This is a genomic window from Bacillus sp. ME78 (genome assembly GCF_903970865.1).
GTDB classification, from domain to species: domain Bacteria; phylum Bacillota; class Bacilli; order Bacillales; family Bacillaceae_G; genus Bacillus_A; species Bacillus_A cereus.
Genome location: NZ_CAJCKK010000013.1, coordinates 52,386 through 71,494 on the forward strand (window position 1 = coordinate 52,386; position 19,109 = coordinate 71,494).

Below are 19,109 nucleotides of genomic sequence, written 5' to 3' on the forward strand. Positions count from 1 at the left end.
GAATGGGAGTGTCAACGTGGAGACGATGTTAAGTGCAACTGCTATTACAAAGTTAAGAGATGGAAAACTGTTGTTAGCTACTACATATAATGGCTTATTTGTTGAACAAGACGGAGAATGGAAACGAATTTTAAATGGTTTTCAAAAACGAATTAGGGATTTACATAGCGAAGATAATGTAGTTTATGGTGTAGGTGACGAAGGGATTTTTATTCGTAGTATGAATGGTGGAGAGAACTGGACAATTCAGCGTTTTCCAACAAAAGCAACAAGTTGGAATGTATGTAGCAATGTACAAGGAACTGTTGTTGCTCATGGAGAAAAAACGCTGTATCTTTCTAATAATTTCGGTTCGACATGGGAGACTATTCATCCGTTTCTTGAGTATGGCAGTGCGGCGCCGTCTATTCGATCATTATTTTTATATAAACATTACTTATTTATTGGTACGAAAATACATGCTAAGTATGGTGGTGTTTGGCTCTTTGATTTGAAGACACGTAAATTAAAGAGGATTAAAATTACGATGAATCAAATGATTTCTGCGTTGACTTTACACAATTCTTATTTAGTAGCGGCAAGTGGATCGTGCAAGGGAGTTAGCGGGAATATTTCTTATTGTAAAATAGATGACAGTATTGCGAGTGAAAAAATATATTGGCATACATGTCAAAGTGAGCAGAAAGCAAGTAGTTATTTAGACTTAAGTGTAGACCAACATGTCTTATATACAACTTCAACACAAAATAAGGCGGGTATTAGTAGTGTGTGCCGTGTACTTCTTGACGAAGGTATTGTTACAGTATGTGATTCAGTTAAAGGGCACGGATGGCGCATTGTTAATCAAAAAGATGGTTATGTAGTAGCTGGATCAGGTGAATTAAAAGCAATGCAGTGGGAACAAAAAATAATTTAAGAAAAAACTTTACTTTTATTATATTGATATGATATAGTATGTTTAAACCATTTTACTTTTAATAATATAGAGATTTAAATGAGCTGTAACTTCCGAGGAGGATAGCAATGTTAAATCTCCTCAGGGGTTGCAGTTTTTTAATATCTGGCTTATTATTGTAAGGTGGTTGAAAATGAATATGTACATATAGGTACATTGTAGGAGGATTTTTTTCATGCAAAACGGTAAAGTAAAATGGTTTAACTCAGAAAAAGGTTTCGGTTTCATCGAAGTTGAAGGCGGAGAAGACGTATTCGTTCATTTCTCAGCTATCCAAGGCGAAGGCTTCAAAACTTTAGAAGAAGGTCAAGAAGTTACTTTCGAAGTAGAACAAGGTAACCGTGGACCTCAAGCTACTAACGTAAACAAGAAGTAATTTTTGAAAAAAGAAGGGCTCGCCCTTCTTTTTTTTTGCATTTTTATAGATATCCTCCTACTTACATATCATAACAAGACTGAATTTTCATTTATTTATTCGTAGTATTTTTGTATAAAGTACATGAATAAATAAATACTGAAAATAAAGTGTTTGTGTGAAAAGGAATTTAGAAAGAGGTAAATAAATTGAAAAACGCTACACATTTCATTGTGTTTGATATTGAGAGGAATTTCAGACCGTATAAATCAGAAGATCCGTCAGAAATAGTTGATATCGGAGCTGTAAAAATAGAAATAGGTACAATGAAGATAATTGAAGAATTTTCGGAGTTAGTAAAACCAAGTGCACGATTAACTCGTCATACAACAAAATTAACCGGTATTACGAAGAAAGATTTAATGGATGTAGAAAAATTCCCTCAAATTATAGAGAAATTTATTCAGTTCATCGGAGAAGATTCTATATTTGTTTCATGGGGAAAAGAAGATTATCGCTTTCTATCTCATGATTGTACATTACATGGTGTTGAATGCCCCATTATAGAAAAAGAAAGTAGAATTGATTTGCAAAAATTTGTTTTCCAAGCATATGAGGAATTGTTTGAACATACGCCAAGTTTACAATTTGCGGTAGAACAGCTCGCTTTAACGTGGGAAGGGAAACAGCACCGTGCTTTAGCAGATGCCGAAAATACAGCAAATATACTTCTTAAAGTGTATAGCGAGAGAGATATTAATAAGCGATACAAAAGACATGGTGAACTTGAACTTGTAAAGAACGGGAAACTAACGGAAAAAGCGAAAAAAAAGATGCGAAAATGGGTGTTTAAAGAACTAAAGAAAAATACAGAACGCCCTTTTGAATGGAGTACATTTGAAAGTAGTGACATGTGGGAAAGTATAACGGAAAGATATTATATAAGTGAAAATACAGTAGAACTCCTGAAAAAACATTTTCGTACGGCAGTGAGAAAAGCGGAACGACAGATTAGGTATTTGGCTGAGATGGAGGAGAATGTAGAGGTTAAATGATATTCTCCTCTATTTCTAGCTACATAAATTAAAATTCATCGTATTAAATAGCGATTAATTTGTTGCTGTAATTGAGCAGTCATTATTGCTTTGAAATTTAGGGCGTTAGTTAGAATGTTAATCTGTTGAGGAGTAGTTAATTTTTCAAATCCTTTTGCATGTGCAAAGAAATGTTGTAGGAATTTTTTCTTCTCTTCAGTTAACCTTTTATGATTTCCTATTGGAAGACCTGCGCATTTATATAAAAATTGTTTAGTATTACTTTTTAACTTTAAATCACTAATCCAATTCATAGTTTTTTCAGTGGTATGGCTGTTTATGTAGTTTTTTGGAACGGTTACTTTATAATTGTAATCCCGTAAATCATTTTTAGTAAAACCTGTCTGCTTTAAAATTTGTAATAGAGGGAAATGATTTTCCTCAAGTTTATTTAAAATAAATTGTCTATTGGTTTTATTAGAATCGCCTTTGTTATGAAGTCTACGAAGTATTTTGAGGTATTGTGAAGGTTTTTCTGTAAAATCTTCAATAATACAGGGGATTTGTTTTATATGTGGATTATTAGTTATGAAATTGTAACAATCGTATTTTCCAACTAAAATGTATTCATCTTTTAGAGGATGCTTTTCGACTGGTAAGAGTAAATCAAATATATCAAGATACTCAATAGTACTGTTCATTTTTTTAGAATAAGACTTTGTAATGTGTGGATTATACAATAGATTTATTTTTTCAATAGGAATCATGCTAATTTCAGTTAAAGAATGAGGACTATGGTAAATGATCATATGTATTTACCTCCTTAAATCAAATATATAGCGTTAGAAAGTTGTCTTATGATAGCAATAGGAAAATACGTGATTAATGTGAAAGATCCTACCTCTTTTATAGAGGTAGGATCTTTTGCAGTTGTTCTATTCAATTCCTTCTGGACTATAGCTATACTGCTGCTTATTCTCAATCCGCTCAATCACATCCTGCAGCTCATCTGGCTTCAGAAACTCAATCGGAGAGAAGCCCTTCTCAAATGTAAGTGTATCAGCCTCAATCATTAATACGTATCGATCATTTACCTTTGCAATATGTATTTGATCCCCGAAATCAGCAAGCAAAGCCTTCACAGAGATATGATCTGCTTTTAGTTTTAATTCCACTTCAGGAGCATGCTCGACGATTTGGGCAGTTGCTTCCATTACTTCTTCGGTTGAAAATTGTTCCATAATTTCGCGTTTCGGACTGGCAGCCCATACTTCCATCGCTTGGTCGAATTGTTCGCGTTCTTCCGTACCTTCTTCAAATACATCTTCAATTTGGTCGTATACCATGTCCATTACTTGTGTTTTCATAATTTCAGGCATAGAGCGTTCATATTCGACGAATTTTAAGAAGTCTTCAAAGTAGCGGGCATGTGATGCTTGGTGTATTTTTAGTTCGCCTACTTCAACCATACCTTCTTCAGGCATGTATGGGTATTGGATAGATTTCATATTCTTTGTTGTGATGGCCATTTCAACGTTACGAATCAGTGTTGATTCATCAGAAATAGAAGCAACCTTTGGTTCGAAGTCGCATTTCATTACGAATACAAATGGATCATCAAAGTATTTGCGTAGTTTTGCCTGAGCAATTAAAAATACACCACCGCGTACAGCGCTTGTGTCAAGATATGTATAAACGAGAGGTTCGCTCATATCTTTAAAGTTGTCCTTTGTTTCTGCAAAGCGAATACGATTAAAAAGGTTGTAATGAGGGTTTGAATCAAGTTCGTGCCCTTCCTCTACAATAAAGCGACCAATTTTTGTTGGGGCTTGTTCTGTTTTTGCATGACGTTCTACTTTTCGCTTCGATATTTTTAATAACTCACCATTCAAAAATTCTTTTAAGGAGCTATCTTCATATTCTTCAGCGTCTAAAGTTTGAAAATGTTTGTAGCGTTTATCAACTGCTTCACCTTTTCCTTCTACTTGTACAACATAAAAGGAAAGATAATTTATTTCAAAATCCATATTTATCACCTTGTTTCATTTCATTAACTCTTATCAGTATAGAGATGGAAAAAACTTTCGTCAATTTATATAAGGAAGGGGGAGCCCCTTCCTTATATAATTTTTATTTTCTCGATTAAAATCCGTCTTCTAATGCTGCGAATGGAATGTTTAGTCTGTTTTCTACTGTACGTAAACGTTGGTTTAAGCGGTTTAGTCTACGTGTATGGCGCTCAACTGTATTTTCTAGTTGACGTACTCTTTGTTCAAGCTCATTTACGCGTCTTTCTAATTGACGATTTCCAGTGCCAGGAAAAGAGATTGGAAGTTGGAATTGTCTATTTTGGTCATATGGATTCGTTTGCTCTGCTTGATCTATATAAGATTGATATTGTGCTTGTAAGTCATACTGTGGTTGTTGGTACGCATATTGATTATATGGATCATATGGATTGTAGGGATACATAATAACATCCTCCATTTCTTTAAAATAGGTTGAATTCACCATAATGTATGTGCAAAAGCGGAGCGGTGGCACGGCAAATACCTATTTATGTTGACGGGATTTTTCTTTATCCCGCATTAACGGGCAGTAAGACCCCACTGATTAAAGTTTCACTTTATAAAAAATAGCTTGAGGGTTTTTGATTTGTATTTCTTTTGCTTGATGGTATATACTGGATAAAAGAGAGAGTTTACATAAAAGTTACAATTCTATCAAACTCAAACTTTTATGTAAATATGTATAGACATTTATAAAAGAAAAGAGTAATTTATATAGAGTGAAAAATAACTTGTAACATTTTATAAACATATTGTAAAATGATTGTAACAAAACATACATAAAAATGAAATAAATACATAATAGTGATGTTGGGGAAAGGGAGAGAGTATATTGTTCCGTAAAGTAAAGGGTATATTAGTTGGGGTGTTATGTGTAGCTGTAGTGAGTGGCTGTGGTGCAAAAGTAAGTGATGTTGCATTGGTAAGTGATATTGGTGGGCACACTGTAGAGGCTAAAGCAGAAGTGCAAGATACTATTAGTTTAGTTGATGGTCGAACTGGTACTGAAGTGAAAAAATTAGATTTATCTGGTTTAGGCTATTTTGAAGATGAAGCAAAATTTAAAAAGTCTGTAACAAAGGTTGTTGGTGAGGTTGGAAAAAGCGTCGACAAAAAAATGGTTCCTTCACGTATAGCACCTGATGGAAGTTGGCAAGAAGGAAAACCTTCTTATGAATTAATGGAAAAAGAATTAGTAGATAAATTGTTAAACGTTGGTATGTGGGATGCTACGTATCAGTTGCCGATTGTGGAGAAAAAACCAGTCGCAACATTAAGTGATGCGCAAGGAAATGGTACGGTAATTGGTAGATATGAAACGAACTTAGGTGGTTCAACAGGTGGCCGTATTGAGAATATTCGTTTGTCAGCAGCGAGCATAAATGGAGTTGTGTTAGCAAAAGGAGATCGTTTCTCTTTTAATTCATTAATCGGTGATACGACACCAGATAAAGGATATCAATTAGGGAAAGAAATAGTTGATGGTAAATTAGTAGATGGATATGGCGGTGGTGTTTGTCAAACATCTTCAACTTTATACAATGCAGCAGATCAAGCTGGCCTGAAAATGGTGGAGAGAACTACACATTCTAAAACGGTAGGTTATGTTCCACAAGGAAGAGATGCTACAATTGCATATCCATATTTAGATTTAGTATTTGAAAATACGAATGATGCACCTGTGAAGCTTTATATGGGCATTCAGGGTGGAAAGCTAGTTGCTGAAGTACATAAAATGAGATAAGAGTTAAAAAGCCACCTTTTCTAAAAGTTAGAAAAGGTGGCTTTTTATTATGAAAATAAAAATGCATGTAAATTCTGACTTTTCTTATTTACATAGGATGATTTTAGTTGTATCCTTCATAGTAACGGTTATATGTAATGGGAAAATATAGGGATAAGGAGATGAAGTTATTCATGGTACAAATTCATCCGAAAACACGTATTGGTCATGTTGAATTTAAAGTGAAAGATTTAGAGCGTCAAATTGCTTTTTATGAGAATGTTGTAGGATTAGAGGTAATTAAGCAAGAGGGGAATAAAGCATATTTATCTGGAAAAGGTGGAAAGAACGCGTTACTTGTTCTTGAAAAGTTAGAGGACGGGGTACTGCAAGAACCGCGTACGACTGGTATATATCATGTAGCCTTTTTAGTTCCGACTCGTGAAGCTTTTGCTTCTGCGCTATTTGGGGTTCTTCGTAATAAGAATGTAGTTGACAGCCCGGCTGAGCAAGAAGGGCGTTATACATATTCAAATGAAATTTTACCAATTTCAAGGTTTAATAGTGCAAGTGATCATACATATAGCGAAGCTTTTTATTTGCAAGATTTAGAGGGGAATGGTATTGAAATTTATGCAGACCGACCGCGCGATCAATGGGGAGAAGGACCAGGAGAAAGTACACCACTTGATTTAAAAGAATTGGCAACATTCGTTGATTATGAGTTTGATGGTTTGCCTGCTAATACTGTCGTTGGGCACGTACATTTAAGAATAGCTGATGTAGAGAAATCACATGAATTTTATGTGAAAACAGTAGGTTTTGAAGTACAACAGCGTGAAGAGGATTGCTTATTTATTTCAGCAGGGGGATATCATCACCATATTGGTGCAAATACGTGGAACGGAGTAAACAATCCACACCCGCCAGTACATGCAACTGGACTAAAGGTATATGCGATTGTACTACCGCATAAAGAAGCATTAGATGAAGTGAAAGAAAGATTAATAGAAAAACAACATGAAATAAATAAAACTACAAATGGGTTTGCGGTAGTAGATCCAAGTGGTATTACAGTGCAGTTTGAAATAGAAGCAGTGTAAAATAAGCGAGAAAGTGTTTAATCACTTTCTAGCTTCTTTGTGATCATTCATAGCTCAATCCAAAATCTTCTTACTACATTTCCATCTTCCTCAGTGAAATCATCATCACGAATCCCGCCGTTATGTAAAATCGTTTTTTCAGAAGCGGTATTTACTGCGTCGCAAACGACAAGTACTTTCGTGATGTCTAATTCCTTCGTTTTTTCTAATGATAATGCTAGTAACTTCGTAGCATAACCTTTTCTTCTTTCAGAAGGGCGAATGCCATAACCGATATGACCGCCAGCGTTAAATAGATGTTCAGTTAAACTATGACGTATATTAACAGCTCCCACAATTTTATTTTCATCTGTAACAAGCCAATATGTAGAGTCTGGTACCCAAGTTTCAGGGATATTTATTCCGTTATGCGCATCGAGAAGTTCTTGAACCATAGCTGGGAAGTTGGCAGGATTTTTTGAGATAACCCACGGGATCATTGTTTCATCGCTATCTTTCCATTCGTTATAGAAATCTAAGTATTCTTCTTGTAAATCAGTAGTAGGTGTAAGTAACGAGACGTTCATTGTTAGTAAGCTCCTTTAGTTATGTAGTTTTTATAAAAAATTATGACACAAAATGAAAGCGTTTTCTAAAATTTCTCAACCTAATTTCATGTAATTCACCTTTGTTTTTTTAGAAAATTAGTGGAGGTTTAAAATTAGAAGTTATTTATTTTATGTTAATATTTAAAATATTAACATAAAACGGTCGGAGTATTAAGTTTATTTTAGTGGTATTCTTTCGTATCGATAAATGGATGTTTGTGATAATTTTTGTTTTATCTATCTATAATGAATGAAAGGGGGAAGTGCCCGTGAGTGTAGATTTTGATTTTATTATACGAATCGGTGTTGCTGGCTTGTTAGGAGCAATGATTGGTATTGAAAGAGAAATTCGATCGAAAGAAGCTGGATTAAAGACTCATTTCCTCGTAGCGGTAGGAAGTGCGTTAATAATGGTTGTTTCGAAATATGCCTTTTCAGATATTGTGTTTGAAGAGCATATGTCTCTAGACCCAAGTCGTATTGCAGCACAAGTCGTTAGTGGAGTTGGCTTTTTAGGTGCAGGCACAATTATTATTCAAAAACAGGCGGTGAAAGGATTAACGACCGCGGCTGGTTTATGGGCTACTGCCGGCATAGGATTAGCAATTGGAGCGGGAATGTATGTAGTAGGCATTGGAGCGACGATTCTCGTTTTAATTGGTTTAGAAATTGTAAGTCGTATTTTTAAGGTGCAATTTTTATTTCCACAAAATATAACAGTGCAAATGTTTGTAAATAAACATGAAGCGATACAACAAATATTAGAAACACTACAAGTGAAAGGCATCCCAATACTCTCATATGAGGTGGAAGCTTCACAACAAGGTACAGAAACTGTTTATAAGGTAGGGATGCAACTGAAAAATATATCGTCAGAAGAAAAGAATGAGTTTATTCAGCATATGCAAACATTACCGGAAGTTACGTTTATAAAGTTAAAATCATAGTGTTGAAAACGAGGATAGATGTAGCAGGAATTTTGCTATTATCTATCTTTTTTTGATCTAAAATGCACGGAAAGTCAAGCGTTAATTTTACATGAAATGAATATATGTGTGAACGTTACCTTATTTTTTCTCAATACAGGACAAAAAGTAAAAATAGTAAAATAATGGAGCAGGACACTAAAAATGTAAGGTAGGGGAGAGTATGAAAGGCTATTCAAAGAAAATGTTAGTAGGGGTAAGTTTTGCTAGTTTAATGTTAGGGAGTTTTCAAGGGGGCAGTTTGGCAGAAGATACTAAGGGAGAGCAAGTTTCTTATCGAAATGTGCTCAAAATGGAGCCAGTCGGTGTACAACTACCAGTACAAGAATTAGCTCATTCATCGAAAGTGCTCGAAAGCAAGTCTTTTGAGAAAAGGCTACAATTTGCCGATTTATCACAAAGACCACCTGAGGTGAAAAAAGAAAGTAAGCAATTAGCTGTAGCGAAAACTTATACAATTGCTGAATTAAATCAATTAAGCAATCAGCAGTTAGTAGATTTACTTGTAACAATTGATTGGGAGCAAATTACGGGGCTATTTCAGTTTAATACAGACAGTCTAGCATTCTATCAAAATGATAGTAGGATGCAGGCGATTATTGATAAATTGAAGCAGCAAGGACAAGCCTATACGAAGGATGATTCAAAAGGGATTGAGACATTAGTGGAGGTATTACGTTCAGGATTTTATTTAGGATTTTATAATTCGGAACTTAGTAAATTAAATGAACGGAGTTATCATGATAAATGCTTACCTGCATTAAAAGCGATAGCTAACAATTCAAATTTCAAGCTGGGTACATTAGAGCAAAATAGAGTGGTATCATCATACGGAAAGTTAATAGGAAACGCTTCGAGTGATGTGGAAACGATAACATCAGCTGCGAAAATTTTCAAACAATATAATGATAATTTTTCTACATTAGTAGATAATCTTTCAGCTGGAAATGCTATTTACGATATTATGCAAGGTGTTGATTACGACATTCAATCGTATTTGTACGATACGAGGAAAGCACCGAAAGATACAGTATGGTATCAGAAAATAGATAGTTATATTAATGAACTAAGTCGTTTTGCATTAATGGGAACGATTACAGCAAAAAACGGTTGGCTTATTAATAATGGCATTTATTATACAGGTAGACTTGGTACGTTCCATAGTACAGGAACGAAAGGGTTACAAGTTGTAACAGATGCGATGAAAATTTATCCGTATTTAGGGGAGCAATATTTCGTAGCTGCTGAGCAAATCGCAACGAATTATGGCGGAAAAGATGCAAATGGTAAAGTGGTGAATTTAGATCAAATAAGAGAAGATGGAAAGAAAAAATATTTGCCAAAAACGTATACGTTTGATGATGGGGCAATTGTTTTAAAAGCTGGAGATAAAGTGACAGAAGAAAAAGTAAAACGTTTATATTGGGCGGCAAAAGAAGTGAAGGCACAATTCCATCGTACGGTTGAAAGTGATCAACCTTTAGAAAAAGGAAATCCTGATGATGTACTAACGATGGTTATTTATAATAGCCCAGCAGAATATCAATTTAATCGTCAATTGTACGGTTATGAAACGAATAACGGTGGTCTTTATATGGAAGGAACAGGTACGTTCTTTACTTATGAGCGTACGCCAGAAGAAAGTATTTATAGTTTAGAAGAATTATTCAGACACGAGTTCACGCATTATTTACAAGGTAGATATGAAGTACCAGGGTTATGGGGACAAGGGAAAATATATGAAAATGAAAGATTATCTTGGTTTGAAGAAGGGAATGCTGAATTTTTTGCAGGGGCAACGAGAACGGATAATGTTGTACCGAGAAAGAGTATTATAGGAGGATTATCTTCAAACCCAGCAGAGCGTTATACGGCAGAGCGAACGTTAAATGCAAAGTATGGAACGTGGGATTTCTATAATTATTCCTTTGCTTTACAATCTTATATGTACAATAAGAGATATGATATGTTCGATAAAATACATGATCTTATTAGGAAAAATGATGTAACAGCATATGATGCATATCGCTCTACATTAAGTAAAGATGTGAATTTAAATAAAGAATATCAAGACTATATGCAAATGCTAGTTGATAATCGTGAGAAATATAATGTGCCATTAGTATCAGACGATTATTTAGCGAATCATGCATCAAAGCCAGTTTCAGATATTGCGGCAGAAATAACGGCGGAAGCAAAATTGAAAAATGTATCAGTGAAGAAAAATAAATCACAGTTCTTTAATACATTCACACTACAAGGTACATATACAGGAACCGAAGCAAAAGGAGAATATGAGGATTGGAAAACAATTACACAAAACGTTAATGATACGTTAAAACGTTTAAGTGCAAAGGAATGGACAGGCTATAAAACAGTAACAGCATACTTCGTAAATTATCGCGTGAATGCATCAGGACAATTTGAATATGATGTTGTGTTCCACGGTATTAATACAGAAGAAGGTGCAGAGAATAAAGCACCAGTTGCAGTTATAAACGGTCCGTATAGTGGAAATGTAAATGAAGCAATTTCATTTAAAAGCGACGGATCAAAAGATGAAGACGGGAAAATTACTTCGTATAAATGGGAGTTTGGTGATGGAGCAGTAAGTAATGAGCAAAATCCAACTCACGTATATACAAAAGAAGGAACGTATACAACGAAATTAACGGTAACAGACGATAAAGGAGCAACTAATACTGCTACAGCGACTGTAACTGTTCAAAAGAAAGAAGATAACAGTGTAGAAAAAGAACCGAATAACTCATTCCAAACAGCAAACAAACTGCAGTTAAATCAAGTTTTACGTGCTAGTTTAGGAAATGGCGATACAAGTGATTTCTTTGAAATTAATGTGGAGACTGCTAAAAACCTTCAAATTAACGTAACGAATGAAAATAATATCGGAATGAACTGGGTACTTTATTCTGAAGCAGATTTAAATAATTATGTTACGTATGCTCAGCAACAAGGGAATAAACTAGTAGGTAGTTACTACACGTATCCAGGGAAGTATTATTTACATGTGTATCAGTATCGTGGTGGAACAGGGAATTATAGGGTGGAAGTAAAGTAGTAAAAAGGGGGTTGTCTTTTTCAATGAATGGCATAAGGTCTGTACTTTAATGGAAAAACAATTGTAGGAAATGTCTATAATGATAATAACAAATTAAGTGCCGAGAGATGTTATATTTACATTAAACAAATCTAATCAGTAAATGAGATAAAGTCGATGAACTAGTATTTCATCACGATGTAAGAAAAGTTATAAATATTAAGTGTTTTTAATTGAATTAAACTAAAGGATCAGAGTATATCTGTAACAATAGATAAGCTCTGATCCTTATTATTTTTAATTAACTAAACAGAAAATTTTTATCGCATTAGTAAGGGATACTAATAGAAAAGCGTGTCCCTTTACCTAAGTTACTCTCTATCTCTATATCTCCGTTTAATTCTTTAATAATACTATAAGCAATCATAGTACCAAGTCCAGTTCCTTTTTCTGTTGTTGAATAGAATGGCAAAGCAATTCGTTTTATTTGTTGAGATGACATCCCAATTCCTGAATCAATAATATCAATTATGATATTTCCTTTTACTTTTCGTATATTTATTTGTAATAATCCACCATTTTTCATAGCCTCAATTCCGTTTTGGATGATGTTGTTTAGACAGAGTTTGAATTTTTCGGGGTCCCCATTTATATAAAAGGAATCTGTACTATTTTGTTTGATTTCAACTTTGTATGATAGAGCGAGTGGTGAAATAGTATCTTTCACCTGATTTAAAATGTAATTAATATCTATTTTCTCTTTTAGGGTGTTCTGTGGTTTGGTTAAAGATAAATAGTTATTAATAGTAGATTGTATTTGCTGCATTTCAATTAACATGATTTCTAAGTATTGATCCTGAGATAGCTTAGAGGCATGTTTTTCATTTAATAATTGAGTGAATCCATGTACCGTGGTTAGTGGATTGTGGATTTCGTGTGCAATTGACGCTGCTAGTTCGCTAGCTATATAAAATTTTTCAGCCCGTTGTAGCTTTTCTTTCATTTTATATTTCTCGATCATTCCCTCTATTAAATAAACTGATAATAATACTGTGAAAATATTAATGATTATGTAATTTAATAAAAATTCTATGAGAGTAGAGTCTATTTTCCCTCCTGTATGTATTTGAGTTACAACACCGCAAATAGAAAGTGAAGTTGTACATACTAAAATAAGGAGTAAGCTTAATAATACTTTTTTTTCTTTAACATACATAGGTAATAAGTAACGAAAGAGCATTGTTATACCAAAAATAATAGTGAAGATAATAAATGATGGAAGAACGCCATTTCCGCCTAAGTAAAACCGATAAGAAAGATATAAAATTCCTATAAAAACAATGTTTTTTGTATTTCCATATAGAAAAACTAATATTATAGGAATAAAACGTAAATCATAAATAAATCCCACATGTAAATGAAAAGGAAAAGTCATACAAAAAATAATAGCAATGGAGGAAAGGATAGAAAATAATATATTATTACATGTTGTTTTTTCTTTAAACTCTAGCCAAAATACGTGATAGCTAAGGATACAAATTATTATAATAAAGGTATTTAATAAAAGAGTAGAAATTCCCATAGTTTTGCATCTCCGATAGTTTGTAAGTAGAATTATGTATGAGTTGGACATAGATGTTTAGTATTAGTAGACTTTTTATCTAAAAAAGGAAGGGTACTTGAAAAACATGCTGTTATATTACTCGTATTAAAATTGATAAGGATAATAGAAAAAATCTATTTAAATTTATGTACATATGAAATTATAAACTAACTTTTGTATAGGTAAAATTTGGATTGAGTTACTGATAAAATAAGGTTTTTAAGTATGAATATTCTGTGAAAATGATATGCGTGGTGACTCCTGTTTGTAGCCTTCGTTATATTAACATGGAATATATCAAATTACAAAGTGAAATTTTAGAAAAATTTTATTAGTACATTTTATCTGAAATAGAAATGCTATTTATGTGAGTATTTTAGTACTTACTCGTATAAAACTTTGTTAGAAAAAGAATTTAAAATTTACATGTTTTTTATGAAGCGTAATATTGTAACTTTATCTATGTGGGTTTCTCAATAACTATTAAGGTGAAGAGTTAAGATATATAGGTTTATAGATATGAATTATTACATAAAAACGCACTTGGAAAAGGATGTATGATGGTAATAGAATACAAACATCAAGGGGGAACTTAAAATGAAGTTAAATAAACTAGTGCTTAGTTGTGGAGTAGTTTCAGCATTAACACTTGGTGTGTTAGGGAATAATACTTATGCTGAAGAAGTACACAAAACGAATGATCCAATTCATGTAGTTGAACATGTTTCTGCAGACTTATTATTAACCCAAACAATGGATTATAGTGGCGAGGCTGAAACTTCTTTCGTATATGATGGGAGTACTGACTTAAGCTTCTCTATGAAAAATAATGGTCAAAATACAATGGGATATAGTGTAAAAGGTCCAAATACAGAGCTAATTGTTGGTGGTTATATAAAACCTGGAGAACAACAAATTAATGTTACAAATGTACGGAATGCTTTATCTCCATTACCGAATGGAACATATAAAATTTACGTTTCAAATGATGATGGTTCTAAGGGGCAATTCCAAGTTTCAGTAAGATCTATGAATTAAATTTAAAACGCTTTGCTTTTAAGTTAATTTAATCTTTACTTATTGGAAAGAAGCTAAATTGAATTGAGAATTACCGATAAAAATGAAAACGAGCACCTTATCTAATTGTGAGAGGGTGTTCGTGTTTTGCTATTAAACAGAAAACAATTATAAATACATTTTGATATTTCCATTGCTAACCTACTAGATTGTGTCAACGAGAGAATGTCTACTATAAAAGATATCAAAATAAAGATGATGTAACATTCCGCTAAATTATATGGGGAAATAGAAAAACCACTCTTATATGAGTGGTTTTTAGTAATTATTTTTAGGTTATACATTTAAAATTAGGCTAAGTTATAGAAATAATAAACATTTAATCCGTTGTTATTATTTTGGTTCTGGATAATGATTGTAGTATGAGATTCTAATAAATTCTTGGTAGACATTTGTTAATTTAGCATCTCTAAGAGCATCGTTGAATTTTTGCATACGTACACTCCCTTGAGCGTAGCCTCCACCTGGAGTATAAGGGTTTCTTGCTTCAAAGTCATCCAAAAATACTTTTAATTTTTTATAGTCTTGAGATTGATAGAAAGCCACGGCCTCTTCAGGAGTGACATCAAAGTAAGAGGATGACGTTGAGTTATAAGAAGCTGCTTGAGCAGTAGGTGCCTCTAGCATAGTTGCAGCTCCACCGAACATAGTAAGCGCCATAGAAGATACAATAATTTTTTTAAACATAATAAAACCTCCATGTAGAATATTGGATTAATAGTAATCCTGTAATCATTATAGTTACAATGAAAATGATTATCAAATGCAATATTGCATAATGTATCCCGCTATTTTGGGGCAGTAAGACTCCCGCCCAAAAATTCAATGAAAGCAAAGAAGTTAGATGGGAATCGGGAGGATTAAAGTTTCACTTTATTCTTTGAACGAGAAGTCACCTTTATATTTAAATGGAGGAGTGTAATAGATTAAAAGAGGTGTATAAGTTACTCAGGTTAACAAGAAAATGAAGAGGATATTTTTAATAGGGGGAAAGCTTAATAACTGGAGTAAAGGAATTGCTATTTATATATTTAACATACATATTTGTTTTTTAAATTGTAGGCGTGTTTTAGAATTTGTATATAGTAAATTCGTTAAAAAACTTGATAAACAATAAAATGTGTAAATTTTTTGACTATTTAATTAAAATTATTTAATATTTGTAATTTATTGTTTTATAATGATAATCGGGTCGATCGTGAATGTTTTAGATATTGCGATATATACTCGGATTAATTTATTCTAGGGAGGTTACAAAATTGGGTAAGAGAGTCATTATAAGAGTTTTTACATTATTATCAGTACTGGCATTATTCCTTAATGTATTTTTACCTAGGGCTAGTGCAGAGGTTATGACGCATGAGAAATATTCAATGGACTGGAGTTATAGTAATAGTCTAGGTAAGTACATTCGCACTGAAATGATTAAAAATTCAAGTGGTCAAATTGCTTATTGCTTAACCCTTGGATTAAAATCACCAAATGGTGAAGATCTTCCTGAAATGGGGAAAACAGATAATGTAGTATATAGAGTCTTATTAAATGGTTTCCCGCAAAAAAGTGCTGAACAGCTGGGAGTAGCTAATAAGAATGAAGCGCATTATGCAACGCAACTTGCGGTTTGGAATGCATTAGGTCAACTCGATGTAAATGAATTAAAACATGAGAATAAAAATGTTGAAAAAGCAGCTAAGGCTATTATTAGTAATGCTAATAATAGTGAAGAGACTCAAGATGTTTTTATGAATGTGATTCCTGCTGAAAAGCAAAAAGCAGAATTAAAGGGTGAATTCTTCGAAACAAATCTATATTCAGTACAAACAAATGCTAAGAGTGGTTCTTATAAGGTAGTAGCGAAAAATGCACCTAATGGAGTTAGAATTGTAAGTGAAAATGGAGAAGTGAAAGATCAGCTTTCAGTTGGAGAAAAATTTCGTATCCAAATTCCTAAGAATACAAAAACGGGTGAATTTAATTTAAGTGTTGCTGCTAATTTAACTAAAGTTCAAGCAATTGCTTACCGTGGTACGGATACTGTTCAGAATGCTACAGTACTATTAGAAAGAAATGAAGAAAAGCTTAGTAGTGATCTTGCAGTAAATTGGGAAGCAGCTGGTTCTTTAAAAATTAAAAAGGTTGGAGAAAATGGAGAAGTTTTAGCGGGTGCAGTATTTGAGGTCTTTAATGCAAATAATAAATCAGTTGGAAAAATCACGACTGGTGCTGATGGTATGGCAGAATTAAACAACTTACCAATTGGTACTTACACATTAAAAGAAATTAAAGCACCAACAGGCTATGTTTCAGATGATAAACCACAAACTATTGAAGTTAAGACAGGAGAAACAGGAGCTGTCCAAATAGTAAATAACAAAGTAAAAGGTAACATCGAAATTAAAAAGCTCAGTGATTCAGGAAAGGTTTTACCAAATGTTGAATTCACAGTCTTTACTGAAGATGGAAAAGAAGTGCAAAAAGTAGTAACAAAAGAAAATGGAATTGCAAACGTTGAAGGTCTTACGTATGGTAAGTATTATTTCTTAGAGACAAAAACACCTAATGGATATATTGGAAATAAAACAAAGTATCCTTTTGAAATTAAAGAGCACAATAAAACACTTACTTTTACAGTGGAAAATACCGAAGTGAAAGGTAGTGTAAAATTACTAAAAGTAGATAATGAAGATATTAGCAAAAAATTAGAAGGTGCAGTATTTGAATTGAAAGATGAAAGTGGAAAAGTAGTTGGGGAATATAAGACAGATAAAAATGGCGAGATTAACGTCAAAGATTTAGCGTATGGTAAATATTCATTTGTAGAAAAGGCTTCTCCACATGGTTACGTTCTTGTTAAAGAACCAATTATGTTCGAAATAAAGGAACATGGGAAGATTATTGAGTTATTGGCAGTTAATCATCTTATCAAAGGTGATCTAGAAATTACAAAGGTAGATGTAGCTGATGGAAATAACAAGCTTCCAAATGCAGAATTTACGATTTATAACGAAGCAGGAAAAGAAGTAGTAAAAGGAAAAACAGACGATAAAGGAATCGCTAAATTTGAAAAATTACCATTTGGAAAATACACATATAAAGAAACTGTTGCGCCAAAAGGTTATGTATTAAATGAAGAAACGTTCTTTTTTGAAATTAAAGAGAATGGTCAAATCATTAAACACATTGTCAAAGATGAAAAGATTCCTTCAATAAAAACAACAGCTACTGATAAAACAGATGGTACAAAAGAAATGCACACGTCTAAGTCTGTAACAATCCAAGATAAAGTGGAATACAAAGACCTACAAGTAGGTAAAGAATACACTTTAAAAGGTAAATTAATGAATAAAGAGACTAATAAACCATTAGTTGTAAATGGTAAAGAAGTAACAGCTGAAACGAAGTTTACACCAAAAGAAGCAAATGGCTCTATTACATTAGACTTCACATTTGATGCAACTGGTTTAGAAGAAAAAGAGGTAGTAGTATTCGAAGAGTTATTGAAAGAAGGAAAAACTGTTACAACACATGCTGATATCAATGATAAAGGTCAAACAGTTAAGTTCGTTAAGCCATCAGTAAAAACGACAGCAACAAACAAAGCTGATGGTGGAAAAGAGATTCATTCAAAGGATTCCATCACTATTCAAGACAAAGTGGAGTATACTAACTTAGTTGTAGGTAAAGAGTACACTGTAAAAGGTAAACTAATGAACAAAGCTATTAACAAACCATTATTAATTGATGGAAAAGAAGTAACAGCTGAAACGAAGTTTACTGCAAAAGAAAAGAACGGTCTTGTAACATTAGACTTTACTTTTGTTGGTGCTGAACAGCAAGGAAGAGAAGTAGTCGTGTTTGAAGACTTATTATATGAAGGTCAAGTAATTGCAACACATGCTGACATTAACGATATAGGTCAAACAGTTCGATTTGTAGAACCTTCTATTAAAACGACAGCAACAAACAAAGCTGATGGTTCTAAAGAGTTAGACGCTTCTAAATCTGTAACAATCCAAGATACAGTGGAATACAAAGACTTAATCGTGGGTAAAGAGTATGTTGTAAAAGGTAAACTGATGGATAAAGCAACAAACAAGCCATTATTAGTTGATGGTAAAGAAGTAACAGTAGAATCTAAGTTTATTGCTAAAGAGAAGAATGGTTCTATCACACTAGATTTCACATTTAATGCTTCTGCATTACAAGGTAAAGAAGTAGTCGTGTTTGAAGAACTGTATCAAGATAATATATTAGTAGCTATTCACGCTGAAATTGAAGATAAGGGACAAACAGTGAAATTTAAAGAGGTAAAGCCGGAACAACCTAAACCAGAACAGCCAAATTCAGATAAAAATACTCCAACACCAGAGCAGCCTAACGAGCAAGTAAAAGAACAACCACAACCTAAGCAAGAAATTCAATCTAAAATTGGATGGTTACCGCAAACAGGTACTAATCTTACAAGTTGGATCTCTATGGCTGCAGGCGCATTACTGTTAATTGTTGGTGGAGTGATTTTCTTAAAACGTAAAAATGCATAGAAATTAAAAAATAAGCAC

Annotated in this window: 15 protein-coding genes; 9 read left to right on the forward strand and 6 right to left on the reverse strand. The window is 33.2% G+C overall.

Going from position 1 to position 19,109, the window contains the following annotated elements; genetic code table 11:
• Positions 1 to 16 precede the first annotated feature (16 nt).
• The 3 genes from H6481_RS15880 (at position 17) to H6481_RS15890 (ending at position 2,365) form a co-directional block, all read left to right on the forward strand.
• A complete protein-coding gene (locus tag H6481_RS15880; RefSeq protein ID WP_000449497.1) occupies positions 17 to 916 on the forward strand; it encodes a hypothetical protein in 900 nt (299 codons plus the stop codon).
• A 214-nt stretch (positions 917 to 1,130) separates the two neighbouring features.
• On the forward strand, positions 1,131 to 1,331 hold the full coding sequence (gene cspB, locus H6481_RS15885; protein ID WP_001179150.1) for a cold shock-like protein CspB: 201 nt from the start codon (positions 1,131 to 1,133) through the stop codon (positions 1,329 to 1,331).
• Positions 1,332 to 1,519: 188 nt separating this feature from the next.
• Positions 1,520 to 2,365 (forward strand): exonuclease, encoded by an 846-nt coding sequence (locus H6481_RS15890; protein ID WP_182812288.1) that lies wholly within the window; start codon positions 1,520 to 1,522, stop codon positions 2,363 to 2,365.
• Between the two features lie 35 nt (positions 2,366 to 2,400).
• On the opposite strand, the gene H6481_RS15895 is transcribed toward H6481_RS15890, so the two are convergent.
• The 3 genes from H6481_RS15895 to H6481_RS15905 form a co-directional block, all read right to left on the reverse strand.
• A complete protein-coding gene (locus H6481_RS15895) occupies positions 2,401 to 3,153 on the reverse strand; it encodes a hypothetical protein (RefSeq protein ID WP_000587909.1) in 753 nt (250 codons plus the stop codon).
• A 126-nt stretch (positions 3,154 to 3,279) separates the two neighbouring features.
• Positions 3,280 to 4,371 carry a DUF3900 domain-containing protein gene (locus H6481_RS15900; protein ID WP_000345036.1) on the reverse strand — a complete coding sequence of 364 codons (1,092 nt, stop codon included), beginning with the start codon at positions 4,369 to 4,371 and terminating at the stop codon, positions 3,280 to 3,282.
• 115 nt (positions 4,372 to 4,486) lie between these two features.
• The gene (locus tag H6481_RS15905) at positions 4,487 to 4,816 is read right to left on the reverse strand and encodes a hypothetical protein (RefSeq protein WP_000283711.1); all 330 of its coding nucleotides are present in this window, start codon (positions 4,814 to 4,816) and stop codon (positions 4,487 to 4,489) included.
• Between the two features lie 429 nt (positions 4,817 to 5,245).
• Between H6481_RS15905 and H6481_RS15910 the strand changes: the two genes are divergently transcribed.
• Both H6481_RS15910 and H6481_RS15915 read left to right on the forward strand, forming a co-directional pair.
• Positions 5,246 to 6,157 carry a VanW family protein gene (locus H6481_RS15910; RefSeq protein ID WP_000488980.1) on the forward strand — a complete coding sequence of 304 codons (912 nt, stop codon included), beginning with the start codon at positions 5,246 to 5,248 and terminating at the stop codon, positions 6,155 to 6,157.
• 173 nt (positions 6,158 to 6,330) lie between these two features.
• On the forward strand, positions 6,331 to 7,239 hold the full coding sequence (locus H6481_RS15915; RefSeq protein ID WP_182812291.1) for a VOC family protein: 909 nt from the start codon (positions 6,331 to 6,333) through the stop codon (positions 7,237 to 7,239).
• Positions 7,240 to 7,286: 47 nt separating this feature from the next.
• On the opposite strand, the gene H6481_RS15920 is transcribed toward H6481_RS15915, so the two are convergent.
• A complete protein-coding gene (locus H6481_RS15920; RefSeq protein WP_182812293.1) occupies positions 7,287 to 7,805 on the reverse strand; it encodes a GNAT family N-acetyltransferase in 519 nt (172 codons plus the stop codon).
• A gap of 290 nt (positions 7,806 to 8,095) precedes the next feature.
• Between H6481_RS15920 and H6481_RS15925 the strand changes: the two genes are divergently transcribed.
• The gene (locus H6481_RS15925; RefSeq protein ID WP_000109719.1) at positions 8,096 to 8,773 is read left to right on the forward strand and encodes an MgtC/SapB family protein; all 678 of its coding nucleotides are present in this window, start codon (positions 8,096 to 8,098) and stop codon (positions 8,771 to 8,773) included.
• Between the two features lie 202 nt (positions 8,774 to 8,975).
• Positions 8,976 to 11,891, forward strand: coding sequence for a collagenase ColA (colA, locus tag H6481_RS15930; RefSeq protein ID WP_182812296.1), 2,916 nt, complete (start codon positions 8,976 to 8,978; stop codon positions 11,889 to 11,891).
• A 307-nt stretch (positions 11,892 to 12,198) separates the two neighbouring features.
• Here colA and H6481_RS15935 read toward each other — a convergent pair whose 3' ends face one another.
• On the reverse strand, positions 12,199 to 13,452 hold the full coding sequence (locus H6481_RS15935) for a HAMP domain-containing sensor histidine kinase (protein WP_182812299.1): 1,254 nt from the start codon (positions 13,450 to 13,452) through the stop codon (positions 12,199 to 12,201).
• A gap of 618 nt (positions 13,453 to 14,070) precedes the next feature.
• On the opposite strand from H6481_RS15935, the gene H6481_RS15940 reads away from it, so the two are divergent.
• On the forward strand, positions 14,071 to 14,511 hold the full coding sequence (locus H6481_RS15940) for a hypothetical protein (protein WP_000773517.1): 441 nt from the start codon (positions 14,071 to 14,073) through the stop codon (positions 14,509 to 14,511).
• 372 nt (positions 14,512 to 14,883) lie between these two features.
• Here H6481_RS15940 and H6481_RS15945 read toward each other — a convergent pair whose 3' ends face one another.
• A complete protein-coding gene (locus H6481_RS15945) occupies positions 14,884 to 15,237 on the reverse strand; it encodes a hypothetical protein (RefSeq protein ID WP_000473483.1) in 354 nt (117 codons plus the stop codon).
• A 572-nt stretch (positions 15,238 to 15,809) separates the two neighbouring features.
• On the opposite strand from H6481_RS15945, the gene H6481_RS15950 reads away from it, so the two are divergent.
• Positions 15,810 to 19,091, forward strand: coding sequence for a VaFE repeat-containing surface-anchored protein (locus tag H6481_RS15950; protein ID WP_182812302.1), 3,282 nt, complete (start codon positions 15,810 to 15,812; stop codon positions 19,089 to 19,091).
• Positions 19,092 to 19,109: the final 18 nt, after the last annotated feature.

Bases quoted from the DNA above. Each gene is read 5' to 3' on its own strand.
- H6481_RS15920 (WP_182812293.1), bottom strand. From the start codon at position 7,805: ATGAACGTCTCGTTACTTACACCTACTACTGATTTACAAGAAGAATAC.
- H6481_RS15915 (WP_182812291.1), top strand. From the start codon at position 6,331: ATGGTACAAATTCATCCGAAAACACGTATTGGTCATGTTGAATTTAAA.
- H6481_RS15935 (WP_182812299.1), bottom strand. From the start codon at position 13,452: ATGGGAATTTCTACTCTTTTATTAAATACCTTTATTATAATAATTTGT.
- H6481_RS15905 (WP_000283711.1), bottom strand. From the start codon at position 4,816: ATGTATCCCTACAATCCATATGATCCATATAATCAATATGCGTACCAA.
- H6481_RS15940 (WP_000773517.1), top strand. From the start codon at position 14,071: ATGAAGTTAAATAAACTAGTGCTTAGTTGTGGAGTAGTTTCAGCATTA.
- cspB (WP_001179150.1), top strand. From the start codon at position 1,131: ATGCAAAACGGTAAAGTAAAATGGTTTAACTCAGAAAAAGGTTTCGGT.
- H6481_RS15895 (WP_000587909.1), bottom strand. From the start codon at position 3,153: ATGATCATTTACCATAGTCCTCATTCTTTAACTGAAATTAGCATGATT.
- H6481_RS15945 (WP_000473483.1), bottom strand. From the start codon at position 15,237: ATGTTTAAAAAAATTATTGTATCTTCTATGGCGCTTACTATGTTCGGT.
- H6481_RS15900 (WP_000345036.1), bottom strand. From the start codon at position 4,371: ATGGATTTTGAAATAAATTATCTTTCCTTTTATGTTGTACAAGTAGAA.
- colA (WP_182812296.1), top strand. From the start codon at position 8,976: ATGAAAGGCTATTCAAAGAAAATGTTAGTAGGGGTAAGTTTTGCTAGT.